Origin of the sequence: Delftia sp. ASV31 (genome assembly GCF_016428765.1) — a bacterium.
Classification (GTDB): domain Bacteria; phylum Pseudomonadota; class Gammaproteobacteria; order Burkholderiales; family Burkholderiaceae_C; genus Comamonas; species Comamonas acidovorans.
Window position 1 is genome coordinate 47610 of the sequence record NZ_JAELTK010000018.1, and the last position, 17354, is coordinate 64963.

At 69.1% G+C, this 17354-nt stretch carries 8 protein-coding genes; 6 read left to right on the forward strand and 2 right to left on the reverse strand.

The genetic code is table 11. The features are described from left to right. Positions 1-26: 26 nt before the first annotated feature. The gene (locus tag JHD82_RS09065; RefSeq protein WP_199136098.1) at positions 27-1535 is read right to left on the reverse strand and encodes a murein L,D-transpeptidase family protein; all 1509 of its coding nucleotides are present in this window, start codon (positions 1533-1535) and stop codon (positions 27-29) included. Further along, on the reverse strand, positions 1535-2818 hold the full coding sequence (locus JHD82_RS09070) for a tetratricopeptide repeat protein (protein ID WP_307838084.1): 1284 nt from the start codon (positions 2816-2818) through the stop codon (positions 1535-1537). The genes JHD82_RS09065 and JHD82_RS09070 overlap by 1 nt, the downstream gene beginning before the upstream one ends. Before the next feature lie 547 nt (positions 2819-3365). Between JHD82_RS09070 and JHD82_RS09075 the strand changes: the two genes are divergently transcribed. The 6 genes from JHD82_RS09075 (at position 3366) to JHD82_RS09100 (ending at position 17321) form a co-directional block, all read left to right on the forward strand. Then, the gene (locus tag JHD82_RS09075) at positions 3366-8303 is read left to right on the forward strand and encodes a hypothetical protein (RefSeq protein WP_199136102.1); all 4938 of its coding nucleotides are present in this window, start codon (positions 3366-3368) and stop codon (positions 8301-8303) included. An 82-nt stretch (positions 8304-8385) separates the two neighbouring features. Further along, positions 8386-8910 (forward strand): OmpA family protein, encoded by a 525-nt coding sequence (locus JHD82_RS09080; RefSeq protein ID WP_012204004.1) that lies wholly within the window; start codon positions 8386-8388, stop codon positions 8908-8910. A gap of 112 nt (positions 8911-9022) precedes the next feature. Next, the gene (locus JHD82_RS09085) at positions 9023-12250 is read left to right on the forward strand and encodes a Mur ligase (protein WP_233174676.1); all 3228 of its coding nucleotides are present in this window, start codon (positions 9023-9025) and stop codon (positions 12248-12250) included. Positions 12251-12349: 99 nt separating this feature from the next. Beyond that, positions 12350-14212, forward strand: coding sequence for a peptidase domain-containing ABC transporter (locus JHD82_RS09090; protein WP_199136106.1), 1863 nt, complete (start codon positions 12350-12352; stop codon positions 14210-14212). Next, positions 14209-15585, forward strand: coding sequence for an HlyD family type I secretion periplasmic adaptor subunit (locus JHD82_RS09095; RefSeq protein ID WP_199136108.1), 1377 nt, complete (start codon positions 14209-14211; stop codon positions 15583-15585). The genes JHD82_RS09090 and JHD82_RS09095 overlap by 4 nt, the downstream gene beginning before the upstream one ends. Further along, positions 15585-17321: a TolC family protein gene (locus tag JHD82_RS09100; protein ID WP_199136110.1), complete on the forward strand. Its 1737-nt coding sequence runs from the start codon at positions 15585-15587 to the stop codon at positions 17319-17321. The genes JHD82_RS09095 and JHD82_RS09100 overlap by 1 nt, the downstream gene beginning before the upstream one ends. The last annotated feature ends 33 nt before the right edge of the window (positions 17322-17354 follow it).

Consider the following 17354-nt stretch of genomic DNA (forward strand, 5'->3'; position numbering starts at 1 on the left):
TCGGGAGCAACTGGACTCGGCCCGATTCAGCCCATCACGTCTTCGGAAAAGAGCTGCCAGCGCCCGCCCGTCTTGCGCCAGTACTGGCGCAGCGGCAGGCCTTCGGCGAAGGCCTTGCTGCTGGCGCGCAGGTTGACCACGCGGATCTCTCCCTTGGCGTCTTTCCAGGAATAGATGGACAGGTCCTGCAGCGTTACGCCGGGGCGGTTCAGGTAGGCGGCCAGCCGTTCCTGCGATGCGCGCGAGGCGGGCGACTGCAGCAGGTCCGGCGCGTAGAGCGCGGCCAGCTTGCGCGGGTCGGCCCCGTCCCAGGCGCTCTTCCATTCCTCGACGACACGCACAAAGGCATCTGCCGCCTTCTGCTGGGCCTGGGCCTTGGAGGCCACCCACTGCAGCTTCTCGCGGATCAGCACCGGCGTCTGCCGGTCCACGGTCTGCATGAGCAAGGTGAGGTCGGGGTTGGCCAGCACCAGGCAGCCATCGCTGGCCTCGGGCGCGCGCGAGAACTGGTCGGGCGGCGAGCCATGCAGCCAGATGCCGCTGCCCGATCGGCCCACGGCCTTGTCCCAGTCGTTGGGGAAGTTGACCGTGAGCGCACCCTTGCCATAGAACTCCGGCAGCCGGGGTCCGGGGATGTGGCGGCCCACGAAGTAGATGCCCAGCGGCGTGCGCTGGTCGCCTTCCTGCCATTTGTCCGTGCCCAGCTTGCCCACGGAGACATAGAAATCCCCCACCAGCCGCAGCCCGCCCGCCTCATGGGCGAACAGGTACAGCCGTGACTTGCTGGCGTCGATGGCAATCGCATGCCGCACCGACGCGCCCAGCATCAGGAACTCGCCCGGAACGGAGCCCGCGGGCGGCGCGCCGCTGTCGGCCTGCAGGCGGCGCTTGAGTTCGTTTTGCAGATCCTGCAGCTGGGCCTGCGTGGGACTGGCCGGGCCTTCCAGCCGCGCGACACTGCCCACGGACAGGTTGTGCCGCACCAGCACGCCCTGGCCCGGATGGACGGGAGCGGAGGAGGCGGCGACGGGCGTGCCCGCCAGCACCTCGCCGGCACGGCCGGTCTTGAAGCGCAGCAGGTCGGCATACACCAGCTGGGCTGCGCGGAAATTGGGAACCTCGGCAGTGAGATCGCCGGCGGCCTTCAGCGCACCATCCAGATCCCGCTGCTCCACCTGGCGGATGATGGCCAGCAGGCGGGCCTCCGTCTGGCTTTGCTGTGCCGGGGCGGCGGCCTTGGCATGGGTGGCTGCCACGGCAGCGGCACCGCCCGCCGTGGCCACCGCAGCGGCGGCCAGGGCAGGCTTGCCCGATGCCGCGCGCAGCCTGGCTGCGCCCGCCTTGCCGGAGGCAGGCTTGGAGGACACAGGCTTGGCAGCTGTCGTTTTGGAGGCCTTGGCCTGCCTGGCATGGGCTGCCGGGCTGAACGACACCGCGGACAGCGCGACCAGCAGCACGGCCACCCCGGCGGCCCGCGCATGCAGGCGCAGCAGGCCGGTGGGTGGCAGTGCCAGGGGACGCGCTTTTTCAGGCATCAGGAGCCGGTTCCTTCATGGGTGATGCGCCATTGTCCCTTTTCGCGCTGCATGCGCAGGGTCTTGCGGGTAGTGGTCTTGAGCGCGCCCGATGCGTAGTACTGGCGGAACTGGGCCGTGGCCTTGTCGCCATCCACGGTCACCTTCAGGTCGCGCACATTGACGACGATGGCGGTGCGGCCAACGATGCGCTGGCGGCGCTGTTCCTTCCACTTGGCCAGGCTGCTGCCATCGGCCGGGGAGAAGTGGTCGCTGTAGGCGTCCAGGTAGCGGTCCATGTCCTGGCCGGCCCATGCGGTGGACCAGGCCTTGACGGCGGCTTCCACCTCCTGCGCGGCAGCCGATTGTGCGGCCTTCTTCTCATCGACGGCAGGCGCTGCCTTGGCAGGCTCGGCAGCGGCCACGGCTGTGGTGGCGGCTGCTGCGGTGGCCGGAGCCGCGGCCTTGGCCGCTGCCTGCCTGGCTTCCTCGGCCGCGCGGGCCTTGTCCTGTGCGGCCTGAGCTGCCTTTTCCTGGGCCAGCTTGGCCTCTGCCGCCTTGGCTTCCGCCGCCTTGGCCTGGGCCAGCTTGGCTTCTGCAGCCTTGGCCTCGGCAGCCTTGGCTTCTGCAGCCTTGGCTTCCGCTGCCTTGGCTTCCGCCGCCTTGGCCTGGGCGGCCTTGGCATCGGCGGCCTTCACTTCAGCGGCCTTGAATTCGGCAGCCTTGGCCTCTGCGGCCTTGGCTTCGGCGGCGCGGGTCTCGGCCAGCTTGGCGTCGGCTTCGCGGGCCTGGGCTGCCTTGGCATCGGCCACCTTGGTCGAGGCGGCCGTTGCCGTGGCCGTGGCCTGGGCCGTCTTGACCTGGGCGCCGCCCTGCTTGGGGAAGATCTGCGTGATCAGGGCCAGCTTGGGCTGGATGGCCTGGCGCGATCCGTCCAGCTGCAAGGCCTTGGCATAGGCATCGCTGGCCATGCGCGCATACAGGTCGCCCAGGTTCTCATGCGCCGTGGCGTAGCTGGGGTTGGTGCGAATGGCCTGTTCCAGCACTTCCGAGGCCTTGCGCTCCTGGCCCTCGGCGGCGTACAGCACAGCCAGGTTGTTGTAGGGCTCGGGCAGGCTGGGGTAATCACGGGTCAGCGCCGTGAAGATCTTGATGGCCTGGGCGTTCTGGCGCTGCTCCGCGGCGATCACGCCCTGCAGAAAGCGCATCTGCACATCGGCCGGGTTCTGCTTGAGATAGGCCTCGGCCTGCTTGGCGGCCTGGGGCGCCTTGCCCTGCTCCAGCAGCCGGGAGACCTCGTCCACCGCCTCCTGCGACGCATGGGCAAACGCCCCGCACAAAGCGGCCCCCAGGCTGAAGGCGGCAATGGCCACAGGTCGGGCTATCCGCAAATAGGTACGACCCGGCACTCGCGACGGAACTCTGGACGAAATCAGCATATGGGCGCTCTCTACGCAATGAAAGTTGGAAGACGGGCCTGTTCGCTTTTGGGCTTCTTGCACACGCCGATATGCGCCTGCAGCCAAAAGCCAGCGATTTTATAGGCGAAAGCCACCTTGCCCCGCTGCATGGGTCCTTGAGACAAGGGCCATGAAACACGGCGCAAAGCCAGCTCCGAGGTAACGGAGCGGACCGGGCGGCGTTACGTAACGTGTGCCGTAACAGGCCGTTGCTGAGACATTGTGATCAATAGCAAAAACCATACAAATCAATATCTTAGGAAGATTCCTAGGCCATCCAGACCTGCCACCGGCACATGGCATGCATGTTGCACAAAAGGGCTCGACAGATTTCACGGCTTCCAAGCCACCGTCTGACCTTGTCGTTTCAACCCTTGTCTGGAGAGAGCAAATGACCGCCCAATCGATGCAGCCCACTGGCAACACCACCGTCAGCCCCGTGCAGCTTGCTGACCAGCAGCCCTCCGCCGTTGTGCTTGCACAGCTGGACACATCGAACACGCAGCCCGGCGCGGCTGCGGTGCTCATGCCCCGGGGCGCCGGTCCCGCCACGATGTCCCAGGTCAGCCCTGGCGTGCAGATCGTGCGCAACGGCGAAACCCTGATGGCCCAGCCCGGCAGCGCGCTGCAGGTGGGCGACAAGATCATCGTGCCCGCCGACGGCAGCGCCAAGGCGCTGTTCCAGGGCAAGGACGGCCAGACCCTGGTCGGCACCTTCGAGGGCGGCACGCAGGCCACGCTGACCCAGCGCGATGGCGACGGCGCCGGGGCCATGGTGCTGGACCTGGCCTCTGGCAACGTCCAGGTGGCACCCGCCAATGACGGCGACGCCCTGGGCCTGATCGTCACCAAGGAAAGCGCTGCGGCCGCAGCCGGTGGCTCCGTGCTCAGCGACTTCCTGCTGGCCGGCCTGATCGGCGCGGGCGGCGTGGGCCTGATCGCAGCAGCCAACAGCAGCGACGACGATCCGGCGCCCCCGCGCCCGACCGACCCCACCAACCCGACGAATCCGACGGATCCCACGAATCCGACCAACCCCACGAACCCGACAAACCCCACCAATCCGACCAATCCGACGGACCCCACGAATCCGACCAATCCCACGAACCCGACAAATCCGACCAATCCTACGAATCCGACCAATCCCACGGATCCTACGAACCCGACCAACCCCACCAATCCAACGAATCCAACCAATCCGACCAATCCGACCAATCCGACGAATCCGACCAATCCCACGGAGCCCACGAACCCGACAAACCCTACGAATCCGACCAATCCCACGGAGCCCACGAACCCCACCAACCCTACGAATCCGACCAACCCCACGGAGCCAACAAACCCGACCAACCCCACGAATCCGACCAACCCCACGGACCCCACGAATCCGACCAATCCTACGAACCCGACCAACCCGACCAATCCCACGGACCCCACGAACCCGACCAATCCTACGAACCCGACCAACCCCACGGATCCCACCAACCCGACCAATCCCACGAACCCGACGAATCCGACCCATCCCACGGATCCTACGAACCCGACCAATCCGACCCACCCCACGGAACCCACCAATCCGACGGATCCCACGGACGGCCATGGCCTGATCACCTCGGTGCAGGACGTGGTGGGCGCACTGGCAGGCGGCACGGTGGCCGGCCCGGTGGGCAACCTGATCGATACGCTGGTCAATCCCGGCAGCGGCACGCTGTCCGGGGTGACAGGCCTGCTGGAGAGCCTGACCAATACCAACGGCGGCCCGCTGGGCGTGCTGACCGAGCTGGTCGATGGTCTGGTCAACATCCAGAACCAAGGCCTGGAGCCCCTGATCAGCACGCTCAATGAGCTGCTCAAGGGCCTGGACGAAGCGGGCTCCGGCGGCGCCATCGGCACCGTCGTGGACAACGTGCTGGGCGGCCTGCTAGATGAAAACGGTGCGCTGGGCGGCCTGCTGGCCGGCGTGGGCGGACTGCTGGGCGGCCTGGTGGGCGGCGGAACGGGCAACCCGCCCGGCACGCCTGACAGCGGCGTGGTCACCTCCGTGCAGGACGTCGTGGACGGCCTGCTGGGCGGCACCGTGGCAGCCCCCGTGGGCCAGTTGCTCGATGCACTGACCAACCCCACGGACGGACTCCTGTCCACCGTGACCGGCGCGCTGGAGAACCTGACCAATGTGGAGGGCGGCCCGCTGGGCGTGCTCACCGAGCTGGTCAACGGCCTGACCCAGGTGGACGGCGAAGGCCTTGCCCCCGTGATCGGCACCCTCAACGAGCTGATTGCCGGCCTGGGCAACGGCCTGGGCGAAGGTGGCCTGGGCGGACTGGTCGGAGGCCTGCTGGGCGGCCTGGTGCCCGGTGGCGGCACGGGCGGTGGCACGGGTGAAGGCCTGGTCACCACGGTGCAGGATGTGGTGGACGGCCTGCTCGGCGGCACGGTGGCAGCCCCTGTGGGCCAGCTGCTGGATGCGCTTACCAATCCCACCGATGGCACGGCCTCGGTCGTCACCGGCCTGCTGGAAGGCCTGACCAGCGTGGACGGCGGCCCCCTGGGCGTGCTGACCGAACTGGTCAATGGCCTGACCCAGGTGGACGGCCAGGCCCTGCAGCCCGTGATCGGCACCCTTAACGGCCTGATTGCCGGCCTGGGCAACGGCCTGGGCGAGGGCGGCATCGGTGAACTGGTCGACGGCCTGCTGGGCGGCCTGATCCCGGGCGGCACGGGCGGCGGCAGCGGCGACGGCCTGGTCACCACGGTCCAGGGCGTGGTGGACGGCCTGCTCGGCGGCACGGTGGCAGCCCCTGTGGGCCAGCTGCTGGATGCGCTTACCAATCCCACCGATGGCACGGCCTCGGTCGTCACCGGCCTGCTGGAAGGACTGACCAGCGTGGACGGCGGCCCCCTGGGCGTGCTGACCGAACTGGTCAATGGCCTGACCCAGGTGGACGGCCAGGCCCTGCAGCCCGTGATCGGCACGCTCAACGGACTGATTGCCGGCCTGGGCAGCGGCCTGGGTGAAGGCGGCATTGGCGAGCTGGTCAGCGGTCTGCTGGGTGGCGATGGCGGCCTGCTGGGCGGTGTGATCGGCGGCGACGGTGGCTTGCTGGGCGGCGTGCTTGGCGATGACGGCCTGGTCGGCGGTCTGCTGGGTGGCGACGGTGGCCTTCTGGGCGGCGTGCTCGGCGGCGACGGTGGCCTGCTGGGTGGCGTGCTTGGCGAAGATGGCCTGGTCGGCGGCCTGCTGGGCGGCCTGGTTCCGGGCGGCGGCACAGGCAGCGGCGACGGCCTTGTCACCACGGTGCAAAACACCGTTGGCGACCTGCTCGGCGGCACGGCCGGCGCCCCTGTGGGCCAGGTACTGGATGCGCTGATCGACCCTGGCACCGGCGCACTGTCCGTGGTCACGGGCCTGGTGGAAGGCGTGACCCAGGTCAACGGTGGTCCGCTGGGTGTGGTGACGGACCTGGCCAACGGTCTGACGCAGGTCCCGGGCCAGGCACTGCAGCCGGTGATCGGCACCGTCAACGGCGTGCTGGCAGGCCTGACCGGCGGCGATGGCCTGCTGGGTGGCGTGGTCGGCGGCGACGGCGGCCTGCTGGGTGGCGTGCTTGGCGATGACGGCCTGGTCGGCGGTCTGCTGGGTGGCGACGGTGGCCTGCTGGGCGGCGTGCTGGGCGGCGATGGCGGCCTGCTGGGTGGCGTGCTTGGCAATGACGGCCTGGTCGGCGGTCTGCTGGGTGGCGACGGTGGCCTTCTGGGCGGCGTGCTCGGCGGCGACGGTGGCCTGCTGGGTGGCGTGCTTGGCGAAGACGGCTTGGTCGGCGGCCTGCTGGGCGGCCTGGTTCCGGGCGGCGGCACAGGCAGCGGCGACGGCCTTGTCACCACGGTGCAAAACACCGTTGGCGACCTGCTCGGCGGCACGGCCGGCGCCCCTGTGGGCCAGGTACTGGATGCGCTGATCGACCCCGGCACCGGCGCACTGTCCGTGGTCACAGGCCTGGTGGAAGGCGTGACCCAGGTCAACGGTGGTCCGCTGGGTGTCGTGACGGACCTGGCCAACGGTCTGACGCAGGTCCCGGGCCAGGCACTGCAGCCGGTGATCGGCACCGTCAACGGCGTGCTGGCCGGCCTGACCGGCGGCGATGGCCTGCTGGGTGGTGTGGTCGGCGGTGACGGCGGCCTGCTGGGTGGCCTCACGGGCGGACTGACGGGCGGCCTTGGTGGCGGCTCCGGCCTGGTCGGCGGCCTGCTCGACACGGTGGTCGGCGACAACGGCATCGTTGGCGGACTGCTGGGCGGCGACGGCGGCCTGCTGGGCGGCCTCACTGGCGGTCTGACGGGCGGCCTTGGTGGCGGCTCCGGCCTGGTCGGCGGCCTGCTCGACACGGTGGTCGGCGACAACGGCATCGTTGGCGGGCTGCTGGGCGGTGACGGCGGCCTGCTGGGTGGCCTCACTGGCGGTCTGACGGGCGGCCTCACTGGGGGCGTCACAGGCGGATCGGGCCTGGTCGGTGGCCTGCTGAACACCGTGACGGGCGACAACGGCATCGTCGGCGGGGTGCTCAACACCGTGGCCGGTGACAACGGCGTCGTCAGCGGCGTGCTGGACACGGTGGCAGGCAACAACGGCATCGTCAGCGGCGTGCTCGACACCGTGGCCGGTGGCAGCGGCATCGTCAGCGGCGTGGTCAACACCGTGGCGGGTGACAACGGTGTCGTCAGCGGGCTGGTCAACACGGTGGCTGGTGACCACGGCATCGTCAGCGGCGTGGTCAATACCGTGGCAGGCGACAACGGTGTCGTCAGCGGGCTGGTCAACACCGTGGCAGGCGACAACGGAATCGTCAGCGGTGTCGTCAATACCGTGGCCGGAGGCAGCGGCATCGTCAGCGGCGTGGTCAACACCGTGGCGGGCGACAACGGTGTCGTCAGCGGACTGGTCAACACGGTGGCCGGCGATCACGGTGTCGTCAGCGGGCTGGTGAACACCGTGGCTGGCAGCAACGGAATCGTCAGCGGCGTGGTCAACACCGTGGCCGGCGACAACGGAATCGTCAGCGGCGTGGTCAACACGGTGGCCGGCAACAACGGCATCGTCAGCGGCCTGCTGGGTGGCGGCAGCAGCGGCGGCGGCCTGCTGGGCGGGCTGCTGGGGGGATCGTCCGGCGGCGGGCTGCTCGGTGGCCTGCTGGGTGGCACATCGCACGCGGCAGCGGCCTCGGTCGCCGAGCTGGATCCGATTGCCACCTCCATCAGCAGCCATGCCAGCAGCACGGCCGATGCAGCAGCCAGCGTGCTGACGCAGCAACTGCACCACAACACCCTGCTCTGAGCGGCCGCGGCGCCTGCGGGCGCCGCATCCATCCCCTGCGCCGCCGCCCCACGGTGGCGGCGCACGCCCCAGGAGATCCTCCATGTCACACACTTTCAGGCTGTGCACCATCGTGCTGCTGGCCGCAGGGCTGGCCGCCTGCGGATCCACCGCCACCACCAGCACGCAGCGTTCCGAGCACCACTACGCCTTCGGCAAGGCCCCGGCACCAGCGCCGGCGAGCTCCGGCGTCGCGCCCGTGGTGGCCACCACGCAGGCCGACCAGCGCGGGCCCGCCAACGTCGCCCACATCGTCTACTTCGACTTCGACGCCTACACCATCCGCAACAGCGATCGGGCCATCGTGGAAAGCCATGCGCAGTGGCTGCGCAGCAATCCCGGCCGCTCGGTGATGCTGCGCGGCCATACCGACAGGCGCGGCGGCATCGAATACAACCTGGCGCTCGGCCAAAAACGTGCCGACGCGGTGCGCAACAGCCTGCAGCTGCTGGGCGTGAACCCGGCCCGCGTGGAGTCCGTCAGCTACGGCAAGGAGCGGCTGGCCGACGAGGGCACGAGCGAAGAAGCCCACCAGCGCAACCGGCGGGTGGAATTCGACTACCGCTGAGCCGCCGCGCTCCGCATCCGCCTGCCGCCGGGCCGCCATGAAGGAACAGATCCGCACGCGGTCGGTGCACCGCAGCCCGGCGTCCCGTCCCCACGGGAAGAGCAGCCTCCCAATGACCCTGACCGAGGCCGAGAGCATGTTGTCGCAGCAATTGGCAAATGGCCTGGAGTACCTGGCACGGCACATGGTGCTGCTGCCCGAACCCTACCCCGGCTGCATTCTTTTCTTCACGGTGTCGGCCGAGAACAAGGTTGCCTCCGTCTTCCACGTGCGCGCCACCACGCTGGAGGCTGCCTGGCGCGAGGGTGCGACACGCGTGCGCCAATGGGCCTGGGCCCGCAAGCGTGACGAGGTCGATCTGCGCATCGACTGGGCGCAGGACATCACGCCCCTGAAGGCGGACAGTCCGCTGCCGGACTGCAGTGCCTGGACCCAGGCGCCCATGCGCTCCCTGGCCCTGGCAGATGCCAGCCTGGAGCGTGCGCAGCTGCTGCAGCCCCTGCTGCCAGATCCGCACCCGCTGGGCAGTGAAACAGGCAGCGCCCAACCGCCCCTGCACCCGCCCTGCCTGCTGCTGCACCTGCGCGGCATCTATATCAGCGGGGAGCAGCCCGCCCTGGCCGTGCCGCGCACCGACCCGCCCGAGCAGCGCCTTTGGCCCCACCTCGTGCCCGTGCACGCTGCGCTGCAGCAACTGCTGGCGCAGCAGGGCAAGGACGGAAGCTGGCCCGGTTGCGAGGATGTCTGCGACCACCTGGGCGTGACCTACGCCCTGCTGCAGGCCCAGCGCCATGCGGGCAGCGCCGCGCTGGCGCAGGCCATTGCGCTGGCCGTGGACCATGTGGAGCAACGGCTGCAGCCATTGCCCGGCGACTGTCTGCCCAGCGCGCTGGCCATGCTGGTGCTGGCCCGCCACCTGCGCAACAGCTTTGTCCTGGGGCAGGGAGCCGACAGCCAGGCCCGCGCCCGCATTCCGGCGCTGATGGACCCGCTGGCGGAAAGCCTGCTGTCCATGGCTGCCGCTTCGGCCAGCACCACCAAGGCTGCCTCCGATCCCGCCAATGCGGCTGAAGCCGGCACACCCCGCTCCGGCCAGCCCATGCTGACCTGGGCCGAGCTGGCCATGCATGTCTATGCAAGCTCGCGCCCTCCCACCAGCGACAGCCCCACGCTGCGCGCGGCGCGCAGCGCCCTGCCCGACACGGCAGCCCTGCCTGCCGCCTTCCTGCAGGCCGCGCTGCCGCAGCTGCTGGGCATGGATGGCGGCAATGACGGCAATGACGGCAATGACGGCAATCGCGACGATGGCGAAAGTGTCGAGAAGGCAGGCGCCCCCTGTGCACGCTGGATAGGCATTGCCCTGGTCGAGAGCCTGCAGCTCGACGCAGGCCTGGAGCCGCAGCCCACCGACCTGCTGCGCCAATGGCAGATCAGCCTGCAGCGCCATCTGCAAGGCATGGCCCAGCGCGCCATCTGGCCTGAGCAGGCGCTGTACCTGCCGCCCGCCCGGCGCCGCCATGCAGCCTTTGCCGATGCAAGCCTGCGCCAGGTGCTGCAGTCGCCGCGCGAAATCGCCTGGCTGCTGGCATCCAGCCTGGCGGGCCTGGAACTGCTGGACGCTCTGACCCAGGCACTGCGCGCGGCCACCAGCCATGCCGCGGCCGAATCCGAGGAAGACGCACTGCCTGCGCAGGCAGGCCATGCCCTGAGCGCGGGTGACAGCCCCGCCAAAGCTTCCCCGCCCTCGCCATCACTCTCCATCACGCCGCGGGCCGATGTGACTGCGGGCCAGCCGGCTTTCCCACCCACAGCGGGCTCCATGTACCCGTCCATGTCCTGGGACAGAGCTTCCCTGGCTGAACTGATGAACGGGTGCTGGCTGGATGCAACGACAAAGCCCGGCACAGATCCCAGCACCGATAGCGGCACAGATAGCGGCACCGGCTGCGCGGGATTGGACGCCAGCCGCCTGCACCACCAGCCCGGCGCAGCCGTGCTGGTGCGGCGTGCGGGCATGGCCCTGGGCGTGCAGGCTGCGGCCCTGCCCACGCTGCGCGCCTCGGCGCTGATCAGCAGCAGCCCGCAGGGGCTGCTGGACCACGGCGTGCCGGTGCTGCATGTGCCGGATATGGAAGAGGGCCTGCGCAATCTGGCGCAGGCGGCCCGCCGCCGCATCCAGTCGCCTGTGGTCGCCGTCAGCGGCTGCGTGGGCAAGACCTCCACCCTGGGCATGATGCGCCAGTGCCTGCAGGACGGCGGGGACGCACGTGGCGATGCCCTGCTGTCCCAGGGCACGGCGCTGCAGATGATCAATTGGAGCGAGGCCTCGCCCTGCGCCCTGCTGGAGCTGCCATTGCAGGCACTGCGTGGCGACCTGCCGCTGATTGACCCAGATATTCTGGTTATTACTAACCTTTCAATAAATAACACCCCCCATTCAGGGGAGTCCGAGCCCTCCGGACAGGCCGGTCTGCCCGGCGAAAGAAAATACGAAGCACTGCAGGAAGTGCTTGAAGCCATGCAGCACATGCACAAAGGCAGTGCGCTGGTGACCGACCAGGACATAGGTGAAAACCCCAGTGTTATTGAGCATGCGAAACGTATGGGACTGCGCCTGATCACGTTTGGCCCCCATTGCAATGCACAAGTCCGTGAAATGGGGTTTCACAATGGAAATCTGCAAATAGGCATGGGCAGCCTGCGCCTGGGCATTTCCCTGCAATCCGACGGCCACCACATGGCACTCAATGCGCAGGCGGCCCTGGCGGCCCTGCATGCATTGGGCTATGCGCCCGCACAGGTGCAGGCCTCCCTGGCCCATTGGCAGCCCATGATCGGAGCCGGGCAGCCGCAGTTCCTGCCCAGTGGAATCTGCCTGCTGGACCACAGCCTGAGCAACCACTTACTGTCCATGACGGCTGCATTTTCCCAACTGCAGTCGGTCGCTCCCCATGTGAGCAGAAGGCTGATCGTGCTGGCGGGCATACAGCCCGGCCAGGCCAGCATCGACGCTGCGCAGCTGGCCCTGGAGCCGCTGGTGCGGGATGCCCAGGCCCGGCGCGTGCTGCTGTATGGGGAGCCGCTCAGGCCGCTGGCGGCAGCCTTGGGCGATCTTTTGCACGTCAATTGGTATGACGATCTGAATCAGCTGATTTGCTCGCTGCTGAGAACAACCCATAAAGGCGATACGGTTTTGTTGGCCGGCCGCGCCACGACCAATCTTGCCCTGGCAGCCGATGCCATACGGGATAGTTTCAGTGGGCACGGGAGCCATCCAATAACGCCTATTCAAGTCCCCTGCTTTGATCCACATCAAAAACAAATGAATATGCATTCTTGATTGAATAAAACTTATAGAGGGCTGTATATAACTCGCTACAGTGTTTGTAAAACGAGTGCCTTTACATTTTGTAAAGACGCTTACTAAGCCCATCAGAACATGATCCGATACCTTCTTCCCCGTCAGTTGGCCAAGGCCACGGCGATGCCGTCGGGAACGGAGACGGTGGGGGCTTTTGCATCTGCCATCGCCGAGTCCTTCGACCGGGCTGCGCACCAGCTGCGCCGGGCTGGCTGGCTGTCGCTGCCCATCAGCCTGCTGGGACTGCTGCCGTCCATCTTCCTGCTGCAGGTCTACAACCGCGTCATTGCGCGTGGCGGCACCGCCACCCTCACGGCCATGGTGGCGGGCGTGCTGTTCTTCCTGGGCGTGGAATGGTGGCTGCGGCGCAGGCGCGCCCGCGCCCTGCGCGAAGCCGGCGCCATCATCGACCGCGATGTGTCCCAGGCGCTGATGCACTCCATGCTGCGCCACCCGCTGGCCGCGCTGGAGCAGCGCTCTTCCAGCCAGTGGCTGCAGCTGTTCCGCGACGTGAGTGCCATGCGCTCGGGCATGTCCGGGGGCCTGGCGACCTCGCTGCTGGACCTGCCCATGGCCCTGCTGGCCCTGGTCGTCATCGGCATCATTGCCTGGCCCGTGCTGCCGGTGATTCTGGTGGCCATGCTCATCATGGGCGTGCTGGCCTGGTGGTGGGCCGACGAGGTGCGCAGCGGCCGCGTGGAGGAAATCGCCCAGGCCCGCATGCTGGACCGGGGCACGGCCGAGATCTGCAATGCCCGCGCCACGCTCAAGGTGCTGGGCTACGACGCCGCCGCACGCCAGAACTGGCAAAGCGGCTATGACCGCTGGCTGGCCGAGAGCTTTGGCAAGAACGGCGAGATGGAGAACGCACGCGAGGCCAGCACCGTGCTGCTGACGCTGTTCTCCATTGCCGTGATCACCGTGGGTGCCATTGCCATCAACGCGCAGTGGATGAGCATCGGCAGCCTGATGGCCGTGAACCTGCTGTCGGGCAAGGCGCTGGGCCCCATCTCGCAACTGGCCAGCAACTGGCGCTCGCTGGCCCATGCCAACGAGGCCGCACGCCGCCTGCAGGCCGTGCTGGAGGAACCCGTCGAGGCCATGACCGACACCGTGGACCTGCCCCGGCCCCAGGGCCGGCTGCGCCTGGACCAGGCAAGCTTCCACTACCCGGGCGGCCATGTGGCGCTGGAGCAGGCATCGCTGGAGATCGGCCCCGGCGGGCTGCACGCCATCGTGGGGCGCAACGGCGCCGGCAAGTCCACCCTGGCCAAGCTGCTGGCCGGCCTCTACCAGCCCACGCAGGGGCGCATCTTCATCGATGAATACGACATGGCCCAGTTCCCGCGCGCCGAACTGGGCCGCTGGATAGGCTGCCTGGCGCAGCAGGTGTACTGGTTCAGCGGCCCCATCGTGGACGGGCTGCGCATGGTCAACCCCGATGCCGACGACCACAAGATCGTCACCGCCTGCCAGATCTCGGGCGCGCACGGCTTCATCAGCCGCCTGCCCCAGGGCTACCAGACCGTGCTGGGCGAAGGCGGCGCGGGCCTGTCGGCCGGCGAGCTGCGCAAGCTGGCCCTGGCCCAGCTGTTCCTGCGCAACCCCTCGGTACTGATCCTGGACGAGCCCAGCAACGACCTGGACTTCGAGAGCGAAACCGCGCTGCTGCAGACGCTGCGGCAGATTGCGCTCAAGCACACGGTCATCGTCGTCACGCACTCGCTGCGCGTGGCCTCCATGGCCCAGCACCTCTACCATGTGCGCGGCGACGGCGGCATCGAGCATGGCTCGCCCCAGCTGCTGCTGCCCCAGCTGTTCGGCACGGCGCGCGAGCCTGCGGCACCCGCAGCGTCCGCAACATCCGCAGCCCCCGCAACGCCGGCCGACCCGGCCCCGCATGCCGATCACCCCGCCGTGGCGCAGGAGCTTGCCTCATGAGGGCCGGGCGCTACGACGACCTCCCCCTGGTGCTGCGCCAGTCGAGCGAAGCGCAGGCGGCCGTGCACGGCCAGCCGCCTGCGGACGCGTCCGGCGCAACGCCCCCCAGCCCTGGCCGAGCCGCCCTGGCGCGGGGCAAGTGGCTGCTCGTCATTCCCGTCGCCGCCCTGGTGGTCACCGGCCTGTTCTATCCGGTGGAGAACGTGGTGGTCGCCAGCGGCCAGGTCATCCCTTCCGACCGCGTGCAGACCGTGCAGCATCTGGAAGGCGGCATCGTCACCGCCGTCCATGTGCGCGAAGGCCAGGCCGTGACCCAGGGCCAGCCGCTGCTGGAAATCGACCTGGGCAGCAACAGCCTCAACCTCGAACAGCTCACCGCCCGCATGGCCACGGCCCAGGCCGTCAAGGCGCGTCTGGGCGCGGAAAGCCAGGGCCGGCCGCTGCAGCGCACCGCCTTCCCCGCCGACCTGGACGCGCAGGTGGTCCAGGCCGAACTGGGCGCCTTCTCGGCGCGCGCGCTGGAGCACCAGGGCAGCCTTGCCGCAGCCCAGGCCCAGCTGCAGCAGGCGCGCGGCGACGTGGCCCAGGTGCAGGCGCGCATCGAGGGGCTGGAGACCAATCTGCGCCTGCACCAGCAGGAAGCCTCCATTGCCGGCCAGCTTGCTTCCGAGCAGCTGATAGGCCAGCTGGAAGTGCTGGACAAGCAGCGGGCGCTGGAGCAGGTCCGCGCCGAGCTGGCTGCCTCGCGCCAGACGCTTTTCAGCAACCGCGCCAAGATCGAGCAGGCCCAGGCCAAGCTGCAGGAGACCCAGGGCGCCTTCCGCCGCCGCGCCTCCGACGAGCTGGCCCAGACCGAACGCGAGCTGGCCAGCCTCAACGAAGACCTGGTCCGCGCCCGCACCCAGCGCACGCGCACGGCCGTGCTGGCGCCCACCAGCGGCTTCGTCAAGGGCCTGCGCAGTTCGGGCGCCGGTTGGGTGGTCAAGCCCGGCGAGCCCATCCTCGAAATCGTTCCGGACAAGGACGAAGTCATCGTCGAGGCGCGCCTGAGCCCCGCCGACCGTGGCTATGTGCACCCCGGCCAGGCCACCCGGGTGAAGATCTCGGCCTACGACTTCCTGCGCTACGGCTCGGTGCCCGGCCAGGTCACCCTGGTGGCGGCCGATGCCGACCGCGATCCCAACCTGGCCGACTCGCCCTCGTACTTCCGCATCCAGGCCAGCCTGGAGCAGCCCTGGGTGGGCCGCACCGACAACCGCATCACCACCGGCATGCAGGCCGAACTCGACCTGCTGCTGGGCCACGAACCCTTTATCTGGTATTTGCTGCGGCCCGTGCTGCGCATCCAGAGCGAAGCCTTCCGGGAGCCCTGATGCCAGGCCGCCCGACCTCCCCTTCCATGGGCTGGCACGCCCGCTGCCACGCCCGGCTGCGCCAGCTGCTGGCCGCTGCCTGCTGCCTGTCCGCACTGCAGGCGCTGCAGGCCGCTGCCGCGCCCGTGGCTGCGGTGGACAGGGACCTTGATACGGACATCGGCATGGTTGCCGCAGCCGCACCCGCACCCGCATCCACATCCGCAAACACGGCCGCAGCCGCACCGGACCCCGTGGTCCTGCGCCTGGCCCAGCACCTCACGCCCGGCACCCTGGCCAGCGACGGCGGGCAGCGCCGCCTGCTCGATGCGCTCTACGCCCTGATCGACGAATACCCCGACGTGCGCAAGGCGCGCGCCGCGCTGGAATCGGCCGGGCATGACGTGAACACAGCGCGCGGCGCGCGCTGGCCCACTTTCAAGGTCGGCACCAACACGGGCGATGCCCAGCTGCGCCGGGGCCGCGAGTCCTACACCGCCGTCAACGCCGAAGTGCGCATGGCCCTGCTGGACGGCGGCGCCATCGGCGCGGGCATACGCTCGGCCGAATCGCAGGAGGCGGCCCAGGGCAGCGTGCTCTACGGCACGCGCCAGAACGTGCTGCTGGAGGCGCTGACCGCCCTGCTGGAGCTGCACCGCTTCGAGGATAAGGCGCGCGTGGCGGCCGAGTCGGCGCGCATCATCGGCCAGCTCGCGCGCATCGAGGAGCGCCGCGCCGAACTGGGCGCCGTGGGCCGCAACGACCTGCGCCAGGCCGCCTCGCGCCAGGCCGGCGCCCTGGCCCAGCAGCACGCGCTGGAGTCGCAGCGCATGGATGCGCAGGCCCGCTTCACGCGCTACTTCGGCTTCACGCCCCAGCCAGGCTGGCTGCCCCAGCTCAACGTGCCCGTGCAATGGATGCCGGCCAACGAGGACTCGGCCCTGCAGGCCTCCGAAGCCGTCAGCCCCGAGCTGCAGGAGATGGAGCAGCAGATCGAGAAGGCCCGCGCCGAAGTGGACCGCAGCAAGTCCCAGCGCTTTCCCACGCTGGCCGCCGTGGTGGCCCACACGCGCGACCCCAGCGGCGTGCTCTATGCCGAGGGCACGCGCTACGGCGTGGAGCTGAGCTGGAACTTCGGCAACGGCTTCGAGCTGCGCGACCGCATCCTCAAGGCCATCAACGAACTGCAGGCCCAGGAAGCGCAGCAGGAAACCGTGCGCCGCCAGGTGCGCGAAACCGCCTCCGCCGCCTGGGGACGCACCCAGTCCGGCCGCCAGCGCGAAAGCCAGCTGGCCGACGCCGTGCGCGAGGCGCGCGCCGCCTTCGAGGGGCGCCGCCGCCTGCTCGAAGTCGGGCGCGGCAGCCTGGCCCAGGTGCTGGACGCCCAGCTGGACATGCAGCGCCTGCTGCTGGACGAGGCCGACGCCATCTACGACCAGCGCATCAACGAACTGCGCCTGGCACGCACCACCGGCCGCCTCCTGCCCCAGGACCCGCCCGACCATTGGCTGAACGCGCTGTTCACCCCGCAAAAACCGATTCCGGCAGGCGGTGGTGCGCCAGGCACTGCCCCCATGGACGAGCCCGGGAACGCGCCCGGTCCTGCGCCCTCGCGCAGCCGCCCCGAACCCCAGGACGCTGCCGTGGCCACCCTGTCCGCCAGCGCCATGCCCCAACGAATACAGCTGCGCCTTGAGCAGCAGTTGCGCCCCGTTTCAGACGCTTTTCCAACCACTGCCTCGCGACAGCAGTGGTGAAGTGAGAAGCGGCAGGTGAGGTTTCCCGTGCAG